Source organism: Streptomyces sp. G7(2002), from assembly GCF_028870195.1.
Classification (GTDB): domain Bacteria; phylum Actinomycetota; class Actinomycetes; order Streptomycetales; family Streptomycetaceae; genus Streptomyces; species Streptomyces nigrescens.
In genome coordinates, this window is record NZ_CP102609.1 from 5,965,370 (window position 1) to 5,984,431 (window position 19,062).

General features: G+C 72.0%; 18 protein-coding genes and 1 pseudogene. 13 read left to right on the forward strand and 6 right to left on the reverse strand.

Features of this window, described 5'->3' with window-relative positions; genetic code table 11:
• Window positions 1-519 precede the first annotated feature (519 nt).
• Window positions 520-1,695: an ADP-forming succinate--CoA ligase subunit beta gene (gene sucC, locus NUT86_RS25350; protein ID WP_018089557.1), complete on the forward strand. Its 1,176-nt coding sequence runs from the start codon at window positions 520-522 to the stop codon at window positions 1,693-1,695.
• Between the two features lie 20 nt (window positions 1,696-1,715).
• The gene (gene sucD, locus NUT86_RS25355) at window positions 1,716-2,600 is read left to right on the forward strand and encodes a succinate--CoA ligase subunit alpha (protein WP_018089556.1); all 885 of its coding nucleotides are present in this window, start codon (window positions 1,716-1,718) and stop codon (window positions 2,598-2,600) included.
• A gap of 118 nt (window positions 2,601-2,718) precedes the next feature.
• Here the strand turns inward: sucD and NUT86_RS25360 are convergent, their stop codons facing one another.
• Complete coding sequence (locus NUT86_RS25360) at window positions 2,719-3,600, reverse strand: hypothetical protein (protein WP_274737730.1); 882 nt, start codon at window positions 3,598-3,600, stop codon at window positions 2,719-2,721.
• Window positions 3,601-3,699: 99 nt separating this feature from the next.
• On the opposite strand from NUT86_RS25360, the gene NUT86_RS25365 reads away from it, so the two are divergent.
• Window positions 3,700-5,352, forward strand: coding sequence for a cell division protein PerM (locus NUT86_RS25365; RefSeq protein ID WP_274737731.1), 1,653 nt, complete (start codon window positions 3,700-3,702; stop codon window positions 5,350-5,352).
• Window positions 5,353-5,388: 36 nt separating this feature from the next.
• Here NUT86_RS25365 and NUT86_RS25370 read toward each other — a convergent pair whose 3' ends face one another.
• The gene (locus NUT86_RS25370) at window positions 5,389-6,264 is read right to left on the reverse strand and encodes a hypothetical protein (protein WP_274737733.1); all 876 of its coding nucleotides are present in this window, start codon (window positions 6,262-6,264) and stop codon (window positions 5,389-5,391) included.
• A gap of 245 nt (window positions 6,265-6,509) precedes the next feature.
• Between NUT86_RS25370 and purN the strand changes: the two genes are divergently transcribed.
• A complete protein-coding gene (gene purN / locus NUT86_RS25375; RefSeq protein WP_093637092.1) occupies window positions 6,510-7,157 on the forward strand; it encodes a phosphoribosylglycinamide formyltransferase in 648 nt (215 codons plus the stop codon).
• Window positions 7,154-8,716 carry a bifunctional phosphoribosylaminoimidazolecarboxamide formyltransferase/IMP cyclohydrolase gene (gene purH, locus NUT86_RS25380; RefSeq protein ID WP_274737735.1) on the forward strand — a complete coding sequence of 521 codons (1,563 nt, stop codon included), beginning with the start codon at window positions 7,154-7,156 and terminating at the stop codon, window positions 8,714-8,716. Before purN ends, purH begins: the two co-directional genes overlap by 4 nt.
• A gap of 69 nt (window positions 8,717-8,785) precedes the next feature.
• On the opposite strand, the gene NUT86_RS25385 is transcribed toward purH, so the two are convergent.
• Complete coding sequence (locus NUT86_RS25385; RefSeq protein WP_159486599.1) at window positions 8,786-9,358, reverse strand: hypothetical protein; 573 nt, start codon at window positions 9,356-9,358, stop codon at window positions 8,786-8,788.
• Between the two features lie 190 nt (window positions 9,359-9,548).
• Complete coding sequence (locus tag NUT86_RS25390) at window positions 9,549-10,295, reverse strand: RDD family protein (protein WP_266445829.1); 747 nt, start codon at window positions 10,293-10,295, stop codon at window positions 9,549-9,551.
• A gap of 242 nt (window positions 10,296-10,537) precedes the next feature.
• Between NUT86_RS25390 and NUT86_RS25395 the strand changes: the two genes are divergently transcribed.
• Window positions 10,538-11,392 carry a bifunctional methylenetetrahydrofolate dehydrogenase/methenyltetrahydrofolate cyclohydrolase gene (locus NUT86_RS25395; RefSeq protein ID WP_018089548.1) on the forward strand — a complete coding sequence of 285 codons (855 nt, stop codon included), beginning with the start codon at window positions 10,538-10,540 and terminating at the stop codon, window positions 11,390-11,392.
• Between the two features lie 66 nt (window positions 11,393-11,458).
• On the forward strand, window positions 11,459-11,887 hold the full coding sequence (locus tag NUT86_RS25400; protein WP_018089547.1) for a DUF3017 domain-containing protein: 429 nt from the start codon (window positions 11,459-11,461) through the stop codon (window positions 11,885-11,887).
• Between the two features lie 96 nt (window positions 11,888-11,983).
• On the opposite strand, the gene NUT86_RS25405 is transcribed toward NUT86_RS25400, so the two are convergent.
• Window positions 11,984-12,397: a peptidase inhibitor family I36 protein gene (locus NUT86_RS25405; RefSeq protein ID WP_159486595.1), complete on the reverse strand. Its 414-nt coding sequence runs from the start codon at window positions 12,395-12,397 to the stop codon at window positions 11,984-11,986.
• A 319-nt stretch (window positions 12,398-12,716) separates the two neighbouring features.
• Here NUT86_RS25405 and NUT86_RS25410 point away from each other — a divergent pair, with 319 nt between their 5' ends.
• The 4 genes from NUT86_RS25410 (at window position 12,717) to NUT86_RS25425 (ending at window position 17,293) form a co-directional block, all read left to right on the forward strand.
• Entirely contained in the window at window positions 12,717-13,568 is an 852-nt protein-coding gene (locus NUT86_RS25410; RefSeq protein WP_159486593.1) for a helix-turn-helix domain-containing protein, read from the forward strand.
• Window positions 13,565-14,470 carry a helix-turn-helix domain-containing protein gene (locus NUT86_RS25415; protein ID WP_274737738.1) on the forward strand — a complete coding sequence of 302 codons (906 nt, stop codon included), beginning with the start codon at window positions 13,565-13,567 and terminating at the stop codon, window positions 14,468-14,470. The genes NUT86_RS25410 and NUT86_RS25415 overlap by 4 nt, the downstream gene beginning before the upstream one ends.
• Window positions 14,471-14,724: 254 nt before the next feature.
• Window positions 14,725-15,840, forward strand: a complete 1,116-nt coding sequence (locus NUT86_RS25420; protein WP_159486591.1) for a helix-turn-helix domain-containing protein — start codon at window positions 14,725-14,727, stop codon at window positions 15,838-15,840.
• A gap of 460 nt (window positions 15,841-16,300) precedes the next feature.
• Window positions 16,301-17,293 (forward strand): malate dehydrogenase, encoded by a 993-nt coding sequence (locus tag NUT86_RS25425; protein ID WP_018089544.1) that lies wholly within the window; start codon window positions 16,301-16,303, stop codon window positions 17,291-17,293.
• Window positions 17,294-17,374: 81 nt separating this feature from the next.
• Here NUT86_RS25425 and NUT86_RS25430 read toward each other — a convergent pair whose 3' ends face one another.
• Window positions 17,375-17,737 (reverse strand): hypothetical protein, encoded by a 363-nt coding sequence (locus NUT86_RS25430; RefSeq protein WP_266445840.1) that lies wholly within the window; start codon window positions 17,735-17,737, stop codon window positions 17,375-17,377.
• A gap of 205 nt (window positions 17,738-17,942) precedes the next feature.
• Between NUT86_RS25430 and NUT86_RS25435 the strand changes: the two are divergent.
• Both NUT86_RS25435 and NUT86_RS25440 read left to right on the forward strand, forming a co-directional pair.
• Window positions 17,943-18,686 (forward strand): annotated as a pseudogene (locus NUT86_RS25435) (helix-turn-helix domain-containing protein); the annotation flags it as partial.
• A gap of 40 nt (window positions 18,687-18,726) precedes the next feature.
• Window positions 18,727-19,002, forward strand: coding sequence for a DUF397 domain-containing protein (locus NUT86_RS25440; RefSeq protein ID WP_229838010.1), 276 nt, complete (start codon window positions 18,727-18,729; stop codon window positions 19,000-19,002).
• The last annotated feature ends 60 nt before the right edge of the window (window positions 19,003-19,062 follow it).

Sequence of the window (19,062 nt, forward strand, 5' to 3'; positions counted from 1 at the left end):
GGGGAGTTGAAGGGTCAAGAGTCCTTTCCGGACACCCCCTGCGGAGGTCTTGTGCCTAGGAGTCGCAGCTTCTTCCCAAACGGATTCCCGCGTCACCGGAACCGAAATCACCTGAGACGGGGCGCACGGGGGCGTACCGGGAGGAGATCGCGAACCTCGCGCGACGCCGGAGTGCACGGCGAGTGACAACCGCGTCGGCCCCCGGACGGGGCCGGGAGGCGCCTCCCGCCACATAAGCCCTCGGGACGGAGGAAAACCACCCGAGAACATGCGGAAATCTCAGGGAGGCGTAACTTGGCCAAAAGATCTGTGATGGTAATCACCGCTGGAGTGTGATCTGCGATTTAGGGCCTCACGTCCTGCGGCGATAACCTGCGGGACGGACATGCCGCGTATCCGGTCACCGTGTACGCCTCCCTCAGTGACAGCGCCGTCACGTTGCCCTTCGCGGCACGCCCATCGCAGACGAACGAACCGCGATCACTACGGCGATTCTGAGAAGACAAGGGACGGACGCGCGTGGACCTGTTCGAGTACCAGGCGAGGGACCTCTTCGCCAAGCACGGTGTACCGGTGCTGGCCGGTGAAGTCATCGACACGCCTGAGGCGGCCCGCGAGGCGACCGAGCGGCTGGGCGGCAAGTCTGTCGTCAAGGCCCAGGTGAAGGTCGGCGGCCGCGGCAAGGCCGGCGGCGTCAAGCTGGCCGGCACCCCGGACGAGGCTGTCGCCCGGGCGACGGACATCCTCGGCATGGACATCAAGGGCCACACGGTCCACAAGGTGATGATCGCCGAGACCGCGCCGGAGATCGTCGAGGAGTACTACGTCTCGTACCTCCTCGACCGCACCAACCGCACCTTCCTGGCCATGGCCTCCGTGGCCGGCGGCATGGACATCGAGGAAGTCGCGGCCACCCGCCCCGACGAGCTCGCCAAGGTCCCGGTCGACGCCAACGAGGGTGTCACCAAGGAGAAGGCCCAGGAGATCGTCGCCCAGGCGAAGTTCCCGGCCGAGGTGGCCGACAAGGTCGCCGACGTGCTGGTGACGCTGTGGAAGACCTTCATCGACGAGGACGCGCTCCTCGTCGAGGTCAACCCGCTCGCCAAGGTCGCCAGCGGTGAGGTCATCGCCCTCGACGGCAAGGTCTCCCTGGACGCCAACGCCGAGTTCCGCCAGCCGGAGCACGAGGCGCTGGAGGACAAGGACGCAGCCAACCCGCTCGAGGCTGCGGCCAAGGCCAAGGGTCTGAACTACGTCAAGCTCGACGGCCAGGTCGGCATCATCGGCAACGGCGCGGGTCTCGTCATGAGCACCCTGGACGTCGTCGCCTACGCCGGCGAGAAGCACGACAACGTCAAGCCCGCCAACTTCCTCGACATCGGTGGCGGCGCCTCCGCCGAGGTCATGGCGAACGGCCTGGAGATCATCCTCGGCGACCCGGACGTCAAGTCCGTGTTCGTCAACGTCTTCGGTGGCATCACCGCCTGTGACGAGGTCGCCAACGGCATCGTCCAGGCCCTGGAGCTCCTCAAGTCCAAGGGCGAGGACGTCAACAAGCCCCTGGTCGTGCGTCTCGACGGCAACAACGCGGAGCTCGGCCGCGAGATCCTGTCGAAGGCCAACCACCCGCTGGTGCAGCGTGTGGACACCATGGACGGCGCGGCCGACAAGGCCGCCGAGCTGGCTGCTAAGTAAAGGACGAGGACACAACAACCATGGCTATCTTCCTGACCAAGGAAAGCAAGGTCATCGTCCAGGGCATGACCGGTGCCACTGGCATGAAGCACACCAAGCTGATGCTCGGTGACGGCACCAACATCGTCGGCGGTGTGAACCCGCGCAAGGCCGGCACGAGCGTCGACTTCGACGGCACCGAGGTACCCGTCTTCGGCTCCGTCGCCGAGGCGATGGAGAAGACCGGCGCCGACGTGTCCGTGCTCTTCGTGCCGCCGGCCTTCGCCAAGGCCGCCGTCGTCGAGGCGATCGACGCCGAGATCCCGCTCGCCGTCGTGATCACCGAGGGCATCGCGGTCCACGACTCCGCCGCCTTCTGGGCGTACGCGAAGGCCAAGGGCAACAAGACCCGGATCATCGGCCCGAACTGCCCCGGCCTGATCACCCCCGGCCAGTCCAACGCCGGCATCATCCCGGGCGACATCACCAAGCCCGGCCGCATCGGTCTGGTGTCGAAGTCCGGCACGCTGACCTACCAGATGATGTACGAGCTCCGTGACATCGGCTTCTCCTCGGCCGTCGGCATCGGTGGCGACCCGGTCATCGGCACCACGCACATCGACGCCCTTGAGGCGTTCGAGGCCGACCCCGACACCGACCTGATCGTCATGATCGGCGAGATCGGCGGCGACGCCGAGGAGCGTGCGGCCGACTTCATCAAGGCCAACGTCTCCAAGCCGGTCGTCGGCTACGTCGCGGGCTTCACCGCGCCCGAGGGCAAGACCATGGGCCACGCCGGCGCCATCGTCTCCGGCTCCTCCGGCACCGCCCAGGCGAAGAAGGAGGCCCTGGAGGCCGCCGGCGTCAAGGTCGGCAAGACCCCGTCGGAGACCGCGCGACTGGCCCGCGAGATCCTCGGCGGCTGATTGCGCGACCCGCACCGCCGGACCCGTCCTGCGGCGCAGTGCACCGGACGCGGGCCCGCACCCTCTGGGGTGCGGGCCCGCGGCCGTTCCGGGCGGGGCGCCCTGCGTGCCACCCGCCTCAGCGGAGCTCGGGGGCCAGCCGGGCCTCCCTGAGCCGCTTCCGTACGGCCGCGTTCCCCTGCTCCCGCGCCGCGTTTCTGCGCTCCCGTGCCGCGTCCCGCTGCTCCCGGGTGGCCGCGCCATGGGTCCGGGCCGGTGAGACCCGGGTGTGCGGCGCGGTCGCCAGGGGCCGCTTCGGCGGCGGCGTCGAGTGGTCCGGGGCGAGGGCCATCATCACCAGCGTCACCAGCGCGAACAGCCCGGTCCCCCCGAAGGCCGCCCGGGTGGTCCGCCGGGCGCTGCGCTCGCTGCCGCCGCGTACGTGCGCCGCCGCGCGCGGCGTCACCTCCACCGCGGACAGCGGCCCGGCAAGCCGGTCCCGCAGGATCTCGCCCTGCCGCTCCGGCGGGTGCCCGTCGAGCCCCAGCTCCGGCAGCAGCGCGGCGATCCGCTCGCGCGCATGCGCCAGCCGCCCCGCCGCGGCCGGGGTGCTCGCCTCGATCTCGGCCGCGGTCGCGCCCAGGCCGAGCCCGACCCCGTCGTGCAGCAGCAAGACCCGGCGGTACGGGGCGGGCAGGCTCAGCAGGGCCGCCGGCAGCGCGCCGTCCGGCCCGGCGTCCTTCGACGGTTTCCGCGGGCCGCGGGCGGTGCGCAGCCCGGGACACAGCTGGTGCCACGGCGTCAGCGCGTACTCGTACACCGCCGCCCGCACCCACCCCGCCGGATCCGGATCCACCGCGACCTCCGGCCAGCACTGCCAGGCCAGCCGGAACCCCCGCTCCACGGCCCGCCGGGCGAGCCACGGCCGCCCGGTGAGCAGATAGGCCTGCTGCATCAGCGCCGCCGCGTGCCGGGTGTGGAGATCGTCGAAGGCGGTGGCGGCCTGCTCGCGCTGGGTCATACAGAGCAGTGTGGAAAACCCGCACAACCGGCGCAGCGCGACACGTCGGGCATTTCGCCAGTACATGGCGGAAAGGTGTCTTGTTGGCAGCATGGCGGCGTGAGCCAGTTGATCGAGCGTGGCCCTACGTTGTCCTCGCACGGCCGGACCGCCGCACAGCGCTCCTCCGCGATCGGCGCGGCCTTCCTCGGCGGTGTGACGGCCGCCGGTCTCGGCCTCGGCGCGCTGACGGTCGCCGTGCTCCTGCTCTGGGTCGCCTCCCCCTACCCCGACAGCGGCCCCTCCCGGGCCCTGCATCTCGCCGCCGACCTGTGGCTGCTGGCGCACGGCGGCGACCTCGTACGCACCACCTCCCACTCCGGCGCCCCGGTCGCCGTGACCCCGCTGCTGCTCGCCGTCCTCCCGGTCTGGCTGCTCCACCGGGCCGCCCGCCACGCCCTGGCCACCTCGGTCGACGGTCCGCCCGTCCCCGCCCCGGCCGCCGGCCGCGCCGCGGACCCCGCCCGGACGGTCGCCCCGCGCACCCTGCTCGGCGCGCTGCTCACCGGCTATCTGCTGATCGTGGCCGCCGCCTTGCTCTACGCTTCCGACGGACGCCTGCAGGCCGAGCCGCTCAGCGTGCTGCTGTGCGTACCGGCCACCACGGCCGCCATCCTCGCCGGCACGGCCTGGCGCCTCCTCCGCCACCCCGGCACCGAGCTGCTGCCCGCCAAGATCCTTCAAGCCCGCTCCAGGGCGCCGCGCCGGCTGCGGGCCTTCCTCGGCGGCTCCCCGGTCGCCGCCGCCCGCCGGGGGACCGTCTGCCGGGCCGCCGGCGCCGCCCTCGGCGCCCTGCTCGCCGCCGGTGGACTGCTCACCCTGCTCTCGCTCGGCCTGCACGCCGGCCGGGTGCACCACGACCTCCTCCAGCTGGCGCCCGACTGGGCGGGTCGCGCCACGGTGCTGCTGCTGTGCCTCGCCCTGCTCCCGAACGCGGCGGTCTGGGGCGCCGCCTACGGCCTGGGGCCGGGTTTCACGGTGGGCGCGGGCAGCACGGTCGCCCCGCTGGGAACCTCGGCGCACCCCGTGCTGCCGCAGCTGCCACTGCTCAGCGGGCTGCCGGACGCCGGCCCCGGAAACCCGCTGACCTGGGCGGTGGCCGTCGTCCCCGTGGCGGCCGGGGTACTGCTCGCCCGTCAGGTGGCCCGTTCCGCGACCGCGCCGGACTCCCCGGGCGCGCCCTGGTCCTGGTGGCCGACGGCCTGTGTGGCGGCCCTGGGGGCCGGCGCCTGCGGCGTGGTCATGGCCGTGCTGGCGGGCCTCGCCGGCGGCGCCCTGGGCACCGGCGCCCTCGCCGCCTTCGGCCCGAGCTGGTGGCGTACGGGCCTGGCGACCGCGGCCTGGACCGCCCTGACCGGCATCCCGGTCGCGGTCGCGCTCCGGTTCTGGTGGCTGCGCGCCCCACGACGGGAGACCGAGACGGCCGGGCAAGAGGCGGCCGGGCCCGAGACGGGGGCCCCGAAGGGCGGGGGCGGCGATGCGGCGGCCGGCGCGGACGGCGCGGACGGCAAGACGGGCGACGACGGTGAGCAGAACGGTGCCCAGAACGGCGCCCCGCACAACAGCGCCCCGGAGGACGGCGGCGGCCTCAAGCAAGACAGCGACGGCGCGGACGCGCTGAGCGGCCTCGCCGCAGCCCGGTGCGGTGCGGCGGCGCCCGGTGGGGGCGCGGGGAACGGCGCGACCGGCCACGACGCAGCCGCAGACGCCTGACGGCCCGGCTCGGCCCGCCCCGCGTAGTGCCGCCCGCTACTCCCGCGTGCCCAGCAGCGGCCGCAGCTCCTTGGGGAGCAGGTTCTCGCAGGACTTGCCGGCCGACTGCGTCAGGGCGTCGTTCACGCAGGCGAAGTAGTCGCGGTAGACGATCTGCACGGTGAAGGTCGCGGCCACCATCATCAGCGCCAGCGACGCGGTCACCAGCCCCGCGATCGCCGAGGTGACCTGCGGCCGGGTGGAGCCGGGCGCGGACGGGGCGCCGCCGGGCCGGTCCCCCCGGTCGGGCTGGGCGCTGGGCGCGGGGCGGCCCTCCATGGCGGCGGTGGTCGCCGCGGCGGAGGCCTTCGCGGGGGCCGGCTTGGCCCGCAGCGAGCTGATGCCCCAGTAGATCGCCAGCGCACCCAGCAGCAGGGCGACCTCCGGCAGGCTGAACAGCACGAAGAAGAACGACCACATGCCGGCGAGCAGCGCATAGCGCGCCCGGCGCTGCGCGGGGTCGGTGGGGTCCCAGCGCAGCCCGCCGGGGCCGCCGGGTCCGCCGGAACCACCCGGTCCGCCCTGCTGGCCGTTGCGGCCGCCGGGCCGGTTGCCGAAGCCGCCGCTCTGCCGGCCCGGCTGCCGGGGGCTCCACTGGTTGCCCCAGCTGGGCGTCTGCTCGTCCTGCGGCTGCTCCTCGTCGCCGTCGCCGTCGCGGTCCTCTCCGGACCGGTGGCGCGGCCGCCATGCCTGGTCGGGGGCGCCGGCCGGCGGCGGGGCGAAGGGGTTGTCCTGCTCGGTGCCCGGGGAATCCGGGGCGGTGGGCTCCGGCGACGAGGACGACGACTTGCGCTCCCGCGGCAGCAGCACCACCCCGGGGGAGGTGGCGGGCAGAGGGAGCAGGAGGGCCGCGCGGCGGCGTCGGTCCGTCATCTGGAGTGAGTCTTCCCCTTGTCTCGTCCGCGCGCGGACCTCAGCGGCCGGCGCGCGGTTACCACGAACTGCATGCAGTCTTACGCCTGACGCTACCTCCCGGGCCCGCCCCCGTCCCGTGGGGGCCGCGCGGTGTGCCGGTATCGTTGCTGACGGTCGGCGCCTTCGTAGGGTTCCCCGGATCTGCGGTACCCGCAGTCTTGTACGACCACACAAAGCACGCGAGATCGGAAAAGAGCCCCGCCGTGGCTTCCTCCCCACCCCCCGCCCAGCCCGTTCGCCCCGCCCGCATCGTCGCCCTCGTCTCCGGTTCCGGGACGAACCTGCAGGCGCTGCTGGACGCCATCGCCGCGCAGGGCCCGGAGGCGTACGGGGCCGAGATCGTGGCCGTCGGCGCCGACCGGGGCGCCATCGCGGGCCTGGAGCGCGCCGCGTCCGCGGGGCTCCCGACATTCATCTGCCGGGTCAAGGACTACGACAGCCGTGCGGACTGGGACGCGGCCCTCACCGAGGCGACCGCCGCGTACGAGCCCGATCTGGTGGTCTCGGCCGGTTTCATGAAGATCCTGGGCAAGGAGTTCCTCGCCCGCTTCGGCGGCCGCACCGTCAACACCCACCCGGCGCTGCTGCCGAGCTTTCCCGGTGCCCATGGCGTGCGCGATGCGCTCGCGTACGGCGCGAAGGTCACCGGATGCACCGTCCACTTCGTCGACGACGGTGTCGACACCGGCCCGATCATCGCCCAGGGCGTGGTCGAGGTCCGGGACGAGGACGACGAATCCGCGCTGCATGAGCGCATCAAGGAAGTCGAGCGATCGCTGCTCGTCGAGGTCGTGGGGCATCTGGCCCGGCACGGCTACCGCATTGAGGGACGAAAGGTACGTATCTCGTGACCGCCACCGAAGGCACGAAGCGGCCCATCCGCCGCGCGCTGGTCAGCGTCTACGACAAGTCCGGGCTGGAGGAGCTGGCACAGGGTCTGCACGCGGCGGGCGTCCAGCTCGTCTCCACCGGATCGACGGCCGCGAAGATCGCCGCGGCCGGGGTGCCGGTCACCAAGGTCGAGGAGCTGACGGGTTTCCCCGAGTGCCTCGACGGCCGGGTCAAGACCCTGCACCCGAAGGTGCACGCCGGCATCCTGGCCGACCTCCGCCTGGAGGACCACCGGCAGCAGCTGTCCGATCTCGGGGTCGAGCCCTTCGACCTGGTGATCGTCAACCTCTACCCGTTCCGGGAGACCGTCGCCTCCGGCGCCACCCCCGACGAGTGTGTGGAGCAGATCGACATCGGCGGCCCCTCGATGGTCCGCGCCGCCGCCAAGAACCACCCGTCGGTCGCCATCGTCGTCAACCCCGCCCGTTACGGGGACGTCCTCAAGGCCGTCGCCGACGGCGGCTTCGGACTGGCCGAGCGCAAGCGGCTGGCGGCGGAGGCCTTCCAGCACACCGCGGCGTACGACGTGGCCGTCGCCTCCTGGTTCGTGGACGACTACGCAGCCGACGACGCCGCTTTCCCCGAGTTCCTCGGCGCCACCTACTCCCGCAAGAACGTCCTGCGGTACGGCGAGAACCCGCACCAGGGCGCCGCGCTGTACGTGGACGGCAGCGGCGGGCTCGCGGAGGCCGAGCAGCTGCACGGCAAGGAGATGTCGTACAACAACTACACGGACACCGACGCCGCGCGCCGGGCCGCGTACGACCACACCGAGCCCTGCGTCGCGATCATCAAGCACGCCAACCCCTGCGGTATCGCGGTCGGCGCGGATGTCGCCGAGGCGCACCGCAAGGCGCACGCCTGTGACCCGCTCTCCGCCTTCGGCGGCGTCATCGCCGTCAACCGCCCGGTCTCCGTGGCGATGGCCGAGCAGGTCGCCGACATCTTCACCGAGGTCATCGTGGCCCCCGGCTACGAGGACGGCGCGGTCGAGATCCTCGCCCGCAAGAAGAACATCCGCGTGCTGCGCTGCGCCGAAGCGCCGTCGAACCCCGTAGAGGTCAAGCCCGTTGACGGCGGCGCGCTGCTGCAGGTCACCGACCGGCTCCAGGCCGAGGGCGACGACCCGGCCAACTGGACGCTGGCCACCGGCGAGGCGCTGTCCGCCGCCGAGCTCGCGGAGCTGGCGTTCGCCTGGAAGGCCTGCCGCGCGGTCAAGTCCAACGCGATCCTGCTCGCCAAGGACGGTGCCTCGGTCGGCGTCGGCATGGGCCAGGTCAACCGCGTCGACTCCGCGAAGCTCGCGGTCGAGCGGGCGGGCGAGGAGCGCGCACAGGGTGCGTACGCCGCCTCGGACGCGTTCTTCCCGTTCCCGGACGGCCTGGAGATCCTGACGGCCGCCGGCATCAAGGCCGTGGTCCAGCCCGGCGGTTCGGTCCGTGACGAGCTGGTCGTCGAGGCCGCGAAGAAGGCCGGCGTGACGATGTACTTCACGGGGACGCGGCACTTCTTCCACTGAGCCGCGGATGCCCGGAGGGCCGCACCCCCGCTCGGGGGTGCGGCCCTCGGTCGCTCGTGCCCGCTGCGGTCAGTAACGCGGCCGGCTGAACCAGGCGTTGCCCTCGTCCTTGGCGACGAAGACCAGCACCAGGATGCCGAGGACCGTGTGCACCAGGCCGATCGGGAACGTGAACAGGCTCAGCATGATGTTGGCGACACCGAAGACGATGGTGCCGGCGCGGACCCCGCTGCCGCCGTTGGCGAACTGCAGGGCCAGCGTGATCGCGGTCGCGGTGAAGACCACGATGATCACGATCACCGCGATCAGCAGGCCCTTGCCGACGTTCATCGCCGTGATGTTGTCGGCGGCGGTGTCCAGCGTGGCCTCGTGCGAGGCCTTGCTGACGCCGCCCAGCCCCATCACCGCGAGGACCAGGCCGATGAGGTTCAGGCCCGAGAGCACGAACAGCATCACCCGGGCGGCCTTGACCCCGCCGGGCATGACCGTCGGGTACTGCATCTGCATACCGGGCATCCCGCCGCCGCCCGGGTACGGGCCGTACGGTGACGGCGGTTGCGGCTGCTGGGGGTAGCCGTAGTGGGGCTGCTGGGGCTGCTGACCCGGCGGTGGACCGTAAGGGTTCTGGTTGGGGTAGCTCACGAGCGGCGTCCTTCAAGCGTCTTGAGCGGATATCAGCGATGTAAGGGACGGTAGGCCAACCGGCTTCCGTCGTGCTCCGCGGGGCGGGACCCGCTGTCCGTAAAGCCGCGAAGGCCCCGATCGCGCTGTTGCGAGGGGGCCTTCGGGGTGGTGGCGTCGGGCCGGCCTGTTGTCGGCGGCCCGTGCCGGCCTACTTGGTCGCGACGGCCACCGTGGCGACCATCTTGTCCGCGAACGTCTGGTTCTTGTCGTCCCACAGCGGCCACAGCCAGCCGATGCCGCACAGCAGACCGTTGAGGTAGCGGCAGAGGTACCGCACGAACGTCATGCCGAAGCCGAGGGGCTGGCCAGTGGACTCCTTGACCACCTTGACGCCCAGCGCCTTCTTGCCCGGGGTCTGGCCGGTGCTGCCTTCCTTCGCGATGAGGAAGAAGGTCCCGCCGATCATGAGCAGCCACGCGAGGACCGACAAGATGATGGCGCCCACCGGAGTGCTGCTCGCCGTGGCCTCGTTGGCCGCGTTCTGCATGCAGGTGTAGTCGCCCGTTGAGCAGCTGGAGTAGTCCGGGGTGACCGAGCCGGAGCTGGCCGCGATGACAATGCTGATGATGTACAGGATCATCGGCACCGCGCCGATGATCAGGCCGTCGAGCAGGAGGGCGCCTGCCCGGGCACCCCAGCTCGCGTAGCCGGTGGGCATGCCCATGCCAGGCATCGGCTGGCCGTAGGGCGCGGCCGCCTGCTGCGGGTAGCCGTAACCCTGCTGCTGCGGGACGGCCTGCTGCTGGGGGTAGCCGTACGGCTGCTGCTGGGGAGCCTGCTGGGGGTAGCCGTAGCCCGGCTGACCCTGGGGCGGGACCGGGGGCTGCTGGCCGTACGGGCCCTGCGGTGCCTGCGGCTGCTGGCCGTAAGGGTTGTTCGGGTCACCAAAGCTCACTGCTGTTTTCCTCCGTTGTGTTCAGTCGCGGACGACGCGGCATGACTGGGAGGAAAAACAGGTTTCACTGGCCACCCCCCGACGAAGCCTGCGGCACTGCGTGTCAATCCTTCTAGTTGCGCATTCACTCTGTCCAGTCAAGGTTGCTCACTGTTGTGCAAGTGCAATGATCAATTCCGGCCACGGGCGCCCCGCATGCCCTGATTGGAACGTTGCCGCCCTCATCCGGGAGGATGGGGGGCATGACTGCCCAGATTCTGGATGGCAAGGCCACCGCAGCCGCTATCAAGTCCGAGCTCGCCACCCGCGTGGCCGCGCTGAAGGCCAAGGGCGTGCAGCCCGGCCTCGGCACCCTCCTGGTCGGCGACGACCCGGGCAGCCGCTGGTACGTCAACGGCAAGCACCGCGACTGCGCCCAGGTCGGCATCGCCTCGATCCAGCGCGAGCTGCCGGAGACCGCCACCCAGGAAGAGATCGAGGCGGTCGTACGGGAGCTGAACGAGGACCCCGCCTGCACCGGCTACATCGTCCAACTCCCGCTCCCCAAGGGCATCGACGCCAACCGCGTCCTGGAGCTGATGGATCCGGCCAAGGACGCCGACGGGCTGCACCCGATGAGCCTGGGCCGGCTGGTGCTCGGCATCGAGGGCCCGCTGCCGTGCACCCCGTACGGCATCGTGCAGTTGCTGCGGCGCCACGAGGTCGAGATCAAGGGCGCCCATGTGGTGGTCGTCGGCCGCGGGATCACCATCGGCCGCCCGATGCCGCTGGTGCTGACCCGCAAGTCCGAGAACGCCACGGTGACCCAGTGCCACACCGGCACCCGTGATCTGTCCTCGCACCTCAAGCAGGCCGACATCATCGTCGCCGCGGCCGGTGTGCCGCACATCATCAAGCCCGAGGACGTCAAGCCCGGCGCTGCCGTCCTGGACGTCGGCGTCAGCCGTGACGAGGCCGGCAAGATCGTCGGCGATGTGCACCCGGGCGTCGCCGAGGTGGCCGGCTGGGTCGCCCCCAACCCGGGCGGTGTCGGCCCGATGACCCGCGCCCAGCTGCTGGTCAACGTCGTCGAGGCCGCCGAGCGCGCGGCCGGCTGACCGCGGCGGAACCTGAGACCCTTGTCTTCGACAGACGTATCCGGACACCGGAAGGGGCTGCCCGCCATGGGTGCCGAAGCGCATTCGGATGGAGCCTCCGAGCCGCAGCGCTCCTCGCGCCGCTTTCCGACGCTCACCCGCGACACCGCCCGGCCGGAAGGCGGCGGCCGCGCGACCTCGGGCGGCTACCCCGCGCCCGCCCGGCAGTGGCCGCTGCTCAGCGTCATGGGCGGGGTCGCGGTCGGCCTGCTGCTCGTGGCGCTCGACGCGTTCCGTATCGGGACGATGGTGATCGGGCTCTCCCTGCTGGCCGGTGCGGTGCTGCGATGGGCGCTGCCGTCGGTGGGGATGCTGGCCGTCCGCTCCCGCTTCACGGACATGGCGACGTACGGTCTGCTCGGCTTCGTGATCACGATGCTGTCGCTGATGGTGCAGCCCAAGCCGTGGATCCATATCCCGTTCCTGGACGACATCGTGCACTTCACGGTGCGCTAGGGAAACACACACCCCAAAACGGCGGCCCGCCCCTCCCCTCTGGAGGAGGCGGGCCGCCGCCGTGCTGTGACGAAGTGCACTACCGGTCCGGCCGGGTCAGCGCACGCACCACTTGTTGGAGTAGATGGTCAGGAGGTTGCCGCCGATGGCCTTCCAGCCGGTGCCGCGGTTCAGTTTTGCGTGCTGGCCCCGGTAGTTGGCCTTCTGGTAGACGGTCACGCTGCACTGGGTGCCGTTGTTGTACGCGGACAGCGGCCAGTTGAAGGCGCCGCCGTAGTGCTGGAGGTTCCGGTTGTTCGACCTGACCTTCTTCGGTGTGCCCTTGAAGTTCAACTTCGGGTAGACGCACAGATAGCCGCGGGGGCAGTTGGCCGGTGCCCGCTGGACGGTGACCGAGCCGTGCCCGGCCGGTGCGGGGGCGGCGGACGCGCCCGCGGCCGGGGCCAGTGCCAGGCCTCCGGAGACGGCCGCGGCGGCCGCGGTGAGGGCGATGCGCTTGCGGACGTTCATGGTGTGGGTTCCTCCCCGTGTACGGCGGAGGCGGCGCGAGGTCGACCGCGCCGCCGGCTGTTGCGCCACCGACTCTGCGCCCACCTGCCGTGTCCGGCCACGGCAACCGCCCCGGTGGGGACGCCGTGGGATGTCCCAGCCGCTGACCTGCGGGGACGGCACCGCTCCGGAGGCTTCGGTGGGACGGGGAGAGGCCCGGACACTGTCCCGGACAGCGCGCGGAGCGGCAAAGGGCAGAAACGGAGGGGGCATCCGCGCCATCATCGGCGACAAAGGGGGCCATGGCCTCGGGGGAGAACGAACGCGTATGGGGTGGGACATGTCGCGTTGGAGCGGGCTGCCCGCATCGCTGGACCATCGGGTGCGGCAACTGGTCGTACAGCTACGGAGGTTGAAGGACCACAGCGGGCTGAGCCTGGTCGCGCTGGCCGCCCGGACCTCGTACAGCAAGTCGTCCTGGGAGCGTTATCTCAACGGGAAGAAGCTGCCGCCGGCCGGTGCCGTGGAGGCGCTGGGGCGGCTCTGCGGGGCCGATGTGCCCCGGCTGCTGGCGCTGCACGAGGTCGCCGCACAGGCCTGGAGCGCCGGCCGGCCGACGCCGGAAGCCCGGCCGCGGGAAGTCCGGCTCCCGGAAGCCCGGCCGCCGCTCCCGCAGGACCGGAGCGGTCCCCCACCGCGGGCGGCGGGTGACGGGGCGCCGGTACCCACCGTATCCGGGGCCGGCCGACGGGTGCCGCTCGGGTCGCTCGTCCTGGGCGCGCTGGCCGTGCTCGTGGTGGCCGGGGTGGCGCTGCCGGCCCTCCGTCCCTGGCAGGGCCACTCGGGCGCCTGGCGCGGTGCGGGCGCCGCGTTGGCCGGCCCTGCCCCCGGTGCCGCACCGGAGTTCACGCACCGGCCGGGGGAGGTCTTCGGCTGCCGTGTCCAGCGCCGGGGCGGCGTCCTGTACGCCGGACACAGCCGTACGGATACGGAGGTCCTGGGCAGCGGCGCGGAGGGCTGGGCCGTCGTCGAGGCACAGTGTCTGCTGCACCACCAGGGGTACGACCCGGGCGCGGTGGACGGCATCGTCCGCGGCCGGACCCGCCGCGCCGTACAGCGTCTGCAGGCCGGATCGGGGCTGCCCACGGACGGGACCGTGGGCCCCGCCACCTGGAAGGCGCTGCGCGGGTGAGCGGGCCCGGCAGTGAGCTGCGGGACGGGGTCGAGAGTGCCCGGCTGGCCGCGAGGCTACGGGAGTTACGGGCGCGCACGGGGCTGAGCCTGGCCGCGCTGGCCGCCCGGACCTCGTACAGCAAGTCGTCCTGGGAGCGCTATCTCAACGGGAAGAAGCTGCCGCCGCGGGACGCGGTCGAGTCGCTGTGCCGACTGGCGGAGGAGCCGGCCGGACGGCTGGTGGCGCTGTGGGAGCTGGCGGACGCGGCCTGGAGCGGACGGGGCCGGTCGGGCGCGGCGCAGGTCCGGGGCGGGGGGAGCGCGGCCCCCGGCGGGCCGGGTGAGGCAAGTGCGCCGGGTGCGGCCGGGGCTGAGGTGGCCGTGCCCGCGGCGGACGGAGGCGCCACGGCCCGGCGGGGGCAGGTCGCGCCGCGGCTGTCACGGCGGGTGGCGGGCGTGGCGGCCGGTGCCGGTGCCGGCGGGGTGGCGGTCCTCGTGGCGCTGGCCCTCTGGGCGGGGGCCGGTGGCGGCGGCCCGGTGGTGGATGCCGAGCCCGGGCCCTCCGAGGTGACCGGCTGCCGGGCGCGGGCGTGCGACGGCCAGGACCCGGAGTCGATGCGCTGCGACCTCCCGGACCTGGTGCGGACGCCCGTGGAGCGCACCGCGTCCGGGGGAGAGCAGGTGCAGCTCCGCTACAGCACACGGTGCGGCGCGGCCTGGGGGCGGGTCAGGCACGGCCGGATCGGGGACCGGGTCGAGGTCGTGGTGCCGGGGGTGACACCGCGATCGGTGCGGGTGCTGGACCGGTTCGACGCCGAGGCCTCCCTCGTCACACCGATGGCAGCGGCCCGCGGGCCCGAGGGCGTCCTTCTGTGTCTCTATCCGGCGGGGGGCGGGCCCAAGGAGTGCTTCGCGGCATAGTGCCTGAGCGCGGCTTATATTGACACCATCCTGGCCGGTTCTTGTCAGGATACGTACGGAAGTCGTCCGGACTCCGACGGAAATGCCACACTGCAGGGGTCACGGGGCGCACGGAGGGGTGACGTATGCCCAAATGCTCCCGTGCGCCTGTGAAAGGGGATTGCCGTCCTGGCCGGGGGCGTCCTTACGGGGAGCAAGGAGGGCGGTCCGGGGGAGCCGCGCTCGGGCACGTGAGTGGGGAATAGGGGGAGGCAATGCCTCGCTGGAAGGCGCTTCCGGAGGAACTGGATCCGCAGGTGCGGGAGTTCGCCGGTCAGCTGCGCAGGCTCGTGGACCGCAGCGGACTGAGTGTGGCCGCCGTCGCGGACGCCACGGGCTACAGCAAAACGTCCTGGGAGCGCTATCTCAACGGGCGGCTGCTGCCACCGCTGCGCGCCGTGGTCGCGCTCGCCGAGACGACCGGCGCACAGCCCGCCCACCTCACCACGCTGTGGGAGCTGGCCGAACGGGCCTGGAGCCGCGCGGAGATGCGGCAGGACGTCACCATGGAAGCGATCAGCGTGGCCCAGGCGCGTGCCGCGCTGGGGTGGGACACCGACCAGCCCGCGGCCGAACCCCCGGCGAAGGGCGCGAAGTCCGCGAAGAAGTCCGCGAAGTCCGCACCGGCCTCGGAGGCTCCCGGGACGGCAGCGATGCCGCAGGCCCCCCAACCACGGCGCACGGACCTCCCGTCGGCCGCGGACTTTCCCGAATGGGCGGCGGCAGCGGACCGTTCCCCGGCCGCCGCGGCGCCCGCGGCCCCGAGCCCGGCTGCCCGGCGCGGCAGCCGTGGCCGGACGGTCATGTTCGCCGTGGTCGGTGCGGTCGGTGCGGCGCTGGTGGCCGGCGCTGCCGTACTGCTGCTGAACCCCGGCACCGGCCCGGCCAAGAAGGAGGCGACCCGGCCCGCGGCCGCTCCGAGCGCGGAGCAGGCCCTGCCCGCCGGGGTGCGCTGCACCGGCGCCGGCTGTGTGGGCAAGGACCCGGAGGACATGGGGTGCGGCGGGCAGCACGCCATCACCCCGTCCCGCGGAAAGGCGGGCCGTGCGGTGATAGAGGTCCGCTACAGCAAGGTCTGCCACACCGCCTGGGCCCGGATCAGCCGCGCGGCACAGGGCGACCAGGCCACCCTCAGCGCCGGCGGCCACAGCGCCACGGCGCGGGCCGAGCGGGACGGCGCCGCCTACACCCCGATGGTCGAGGTGACCGGCGACCCGGCGAAGGTCGCCGCCTGCGGAACGACCGTGGCGGGGGTCAAGGGCTGCTCCCGTCCGGTTCCGGCCACGCCCGCCGGAGCACCGGCCCCGTCGGCCGGCTCCGCGGCCCGTTAGCCGACGTCCCTGGCAGGGAGCGGCAACCGCGCACAGCGAGGGCCGCCCCGGACCGCCCGCAGGGCCGAAATCTCCGCCCTCGAACGATGTCCGAAAGTCAGGGGGCATGCCCGCCGGGATCCCGGGCATGCGACGAGTACCCCCCCACGGGTGTGGCACAACTAGGCGGCCGCCCGCTTCCCCCCTCCTTGAGCGGGCGGCCGCCAGCCACTTGTCCACAGGGGCCGCCCGGAGCGCACGCCGATCCCCCCACGGCAGGTTCCGACGGCCGTACGGACGTCCCCGAGGTACCCGGTGAGGTGTTCCACACCGGCCCGGCACCGGGCCCGGGCAGGGGTCCGATAGCCTGACGGCCGGGTCTCTCGATACCAAGAGACCTCGATAGCTGGGCAGGGACACCCACCGCCACCCATGGTGGTCCAGGGGCTTGCCCCCGGAAAACACCGCGCAGGAGATCGCCATGACCCGCACTCCCGTCAATGTCACCGTCACCGGTGCAGCCGGCCAGATCGGTTACGCACTGCTCTTCCGCATCGCTTCCGGTCATCTGCTCGGCGCCGACGTGCCGGTCAAGCTGCGCCTTCTGGAGATCCCACAGGGTCTGAAGGCCGCCGAGGGCACCGCCATGGAGCTCGACGACTGCGCCTTCCCGCTGCTGCAGGGCATCGACATCTCCGATGACCCGAACGTGGCCTTCGACGGCGCGAACGTCGCGCTGCTCGTCGGCGCCCGCCCCCGCACGAAGGGCATGGAGCGCGGCGACCTCCTGGAGGCCAACGGCGGCATCTTCAAGCCGCAGGGCAAGGCCATCAACGACCACGCCGCGGACGACATCAAGGTCCTGGTCGTCGGCAACCCCGCCAACACCAACGCGCTGATCGCCCAGGCCGCCGCGCCGGACGTACCGCGCGAGCGCTTCACCGCCATGACCCGCCTGGACCACAACCGTGCGCTCTCGCAGCTCTCGAAGAAGACCGGCACCCCGGTCTCCGAGATCCGCCGGCTGACGATCTGGGGCAACCACTCCGCCACCCAGTACCCCGACGTCTTCCACGCCGAGGTCGCCGGCAAGAACGCCGCCGAGGTCGTCAACGATCAGAAGTGGCTGGCCGAGGACTTCATCCCGACCGTCGCCAAGCGCGGTGCGGCGATCATCGAGGCCCGTGGCGCGTCCTCCGCCGCCTCCGCCGCCAACGCGGCCATCGACCACGTCCACACCTGGGTCAACGGCACCGCCGACGGCGACTGGACCTCCATGGGTATCCCCTCGGACGGCTCCTACGGCGTCCCGGAGGGCCTGATCTCCTCCTTCCCGGTCACCACCAAGGACGGCGCGTACGAGATCGTCCAGGGCCTGGACATCAACGACTTCTCCCGCGAGCGCATCAACGCGTCCGTGAAGGAGCTGGAGGAGGAGCGCGAGGCCGTCCGCGGTCTCGGCCTCCTCGGCTGACCCCTCGCCGCGGCCGCCCCACGCGGCGGCACCGCAGCACCACCCGAGCCCGCACGGCCCGCAACGGCCGTGCGGGCTCGGTCATGTGCGCTCGGCCCGCAGCTCCCTTGCGTCGGCCTCCTGGTCACCGTCCGTCGCCACGGGCAGGCGCGCGCCCCGGCTGTCGGCGACCCGCAGCACATCGCCGAAGGACTGCGTGGTCGCCCGCAGCGCCAGCCGTAACGCGTGTTCCCCCGCCTTGCCGTCGTCCAGTACGGCCACCGCGCCCTTGAGCACCTCGGCACCGTCACACAACTGCTCCGCCTCGATCTCATCGGCCAACCGCGACAGCACACCCCCGGCCCCGTCCGCCGACAAGAAGCACGGCTTCCCGCCCTCGCTCTCCCACGGCAGCAGACGCAGCCCCGGCACGGGCGCGGGGGCGGCATCCCGGTCGTAACTCATGCTCAATGACTCCCAGAAGTTGATTGCGGCGAGAAGGCGGCGCGGTCGGCCGAACGACCCGTTACGTTGGGTGTGTTCAGCGTTGCGCCCCGTAGCGCGGGTCGCAACGTCGGACGCGTGACACTCACCATCTGGCACCAAGGGGGATGCGGTGAGCCGACGACGACGCAATGCAGAGAGTGGACCGGCAGCCACCAATGCCGCCGTGTTCGGGGAGGTCTTGAAGCACTTCCGGGAGGCGGCGGGCCTCACGCAGGAGGAGCTGTCGAACAAGATCCCGTGCGACCGCTCACAGGTGGCCCGCGTGGAGGCGGGCACCCGCGTACCGCAGGACACCTTCGCCAAGCAGTGCGATGACCTGCTGGGGACGGGCGGAGTACTGCTGCGGCTATGGGGGCGGATCGACTGGTATCCGGAGGTGCAGCATCCGGACTGGTTCGAGCGGCGGGCGGAGATGGATGCGGAGGCGGTCGCCCTGCGTGCCTATCAAGAGCAGGTCATCCCGGGGCTGTTGCAGACGCCGGATTACGCGCATGCGCTGTTCAGTCGCCGCATCATGAGCGCCGAGAAGGTGGAGGAGCGAGTCCGGGCGCGACTGAGCCGACAGCAGCGCTTCCTGGCTGTCAACGGCCCGCTGTACGTAGCCGTTCTGGACGAGAGCTGTCTGCGCAACGTTGTGGGCAGCCCGGAGGTCATGCGCGACCAGTGTGCGCACCTGTTGAGCGTCGGGCAGTACCCCAACGTCCGTGTACAGGTTGCTCCGGCCGACCGTGCCGAGCTTCGACGACCCAAAGCCTCCATGGCCCTGATCGCGTTGCCCGACGGGAAATATTGGCTCTACTCGGAGTCGCTGGACCGTGGCCATTTCAACGACGATCCGGCCGTCTATGCCCGTCACACCCAGACCTATGATGTGCTCAGGGCGGATGCTCTGTCAGCCCCCGAATCCGCCGCTCTGATCGGCGACTTCATGGAAGGGTACGGGGACCATGAACAAGCACCAGCTGAGCACAGCGATATGGATCAAGAGCAGCTACAGCCACGACGACGGCGGCGACTGCATCGAGGTGGCGCTCACCTGGATGAAGAGCAGCTACAGCCACGACGACGGCGGCAACTGCATCGAAGTAGCCCCCGGTATCCCCGACGCCGTCCCCGTCCGTGACAGCAAGGACCCGCACGGGCCGGTGCTTGTCTTCCCGACGGGCGGCTGGTCGTCGTTCGTCGGCGCCCTCAAGAACGGGGAGTTCCCCGCGGCCGTCTGACCCGCGCGGCAACCTTGGGTTATCGCGCTGACACGGAACGCTCCGCTCCCCTATGCTGCG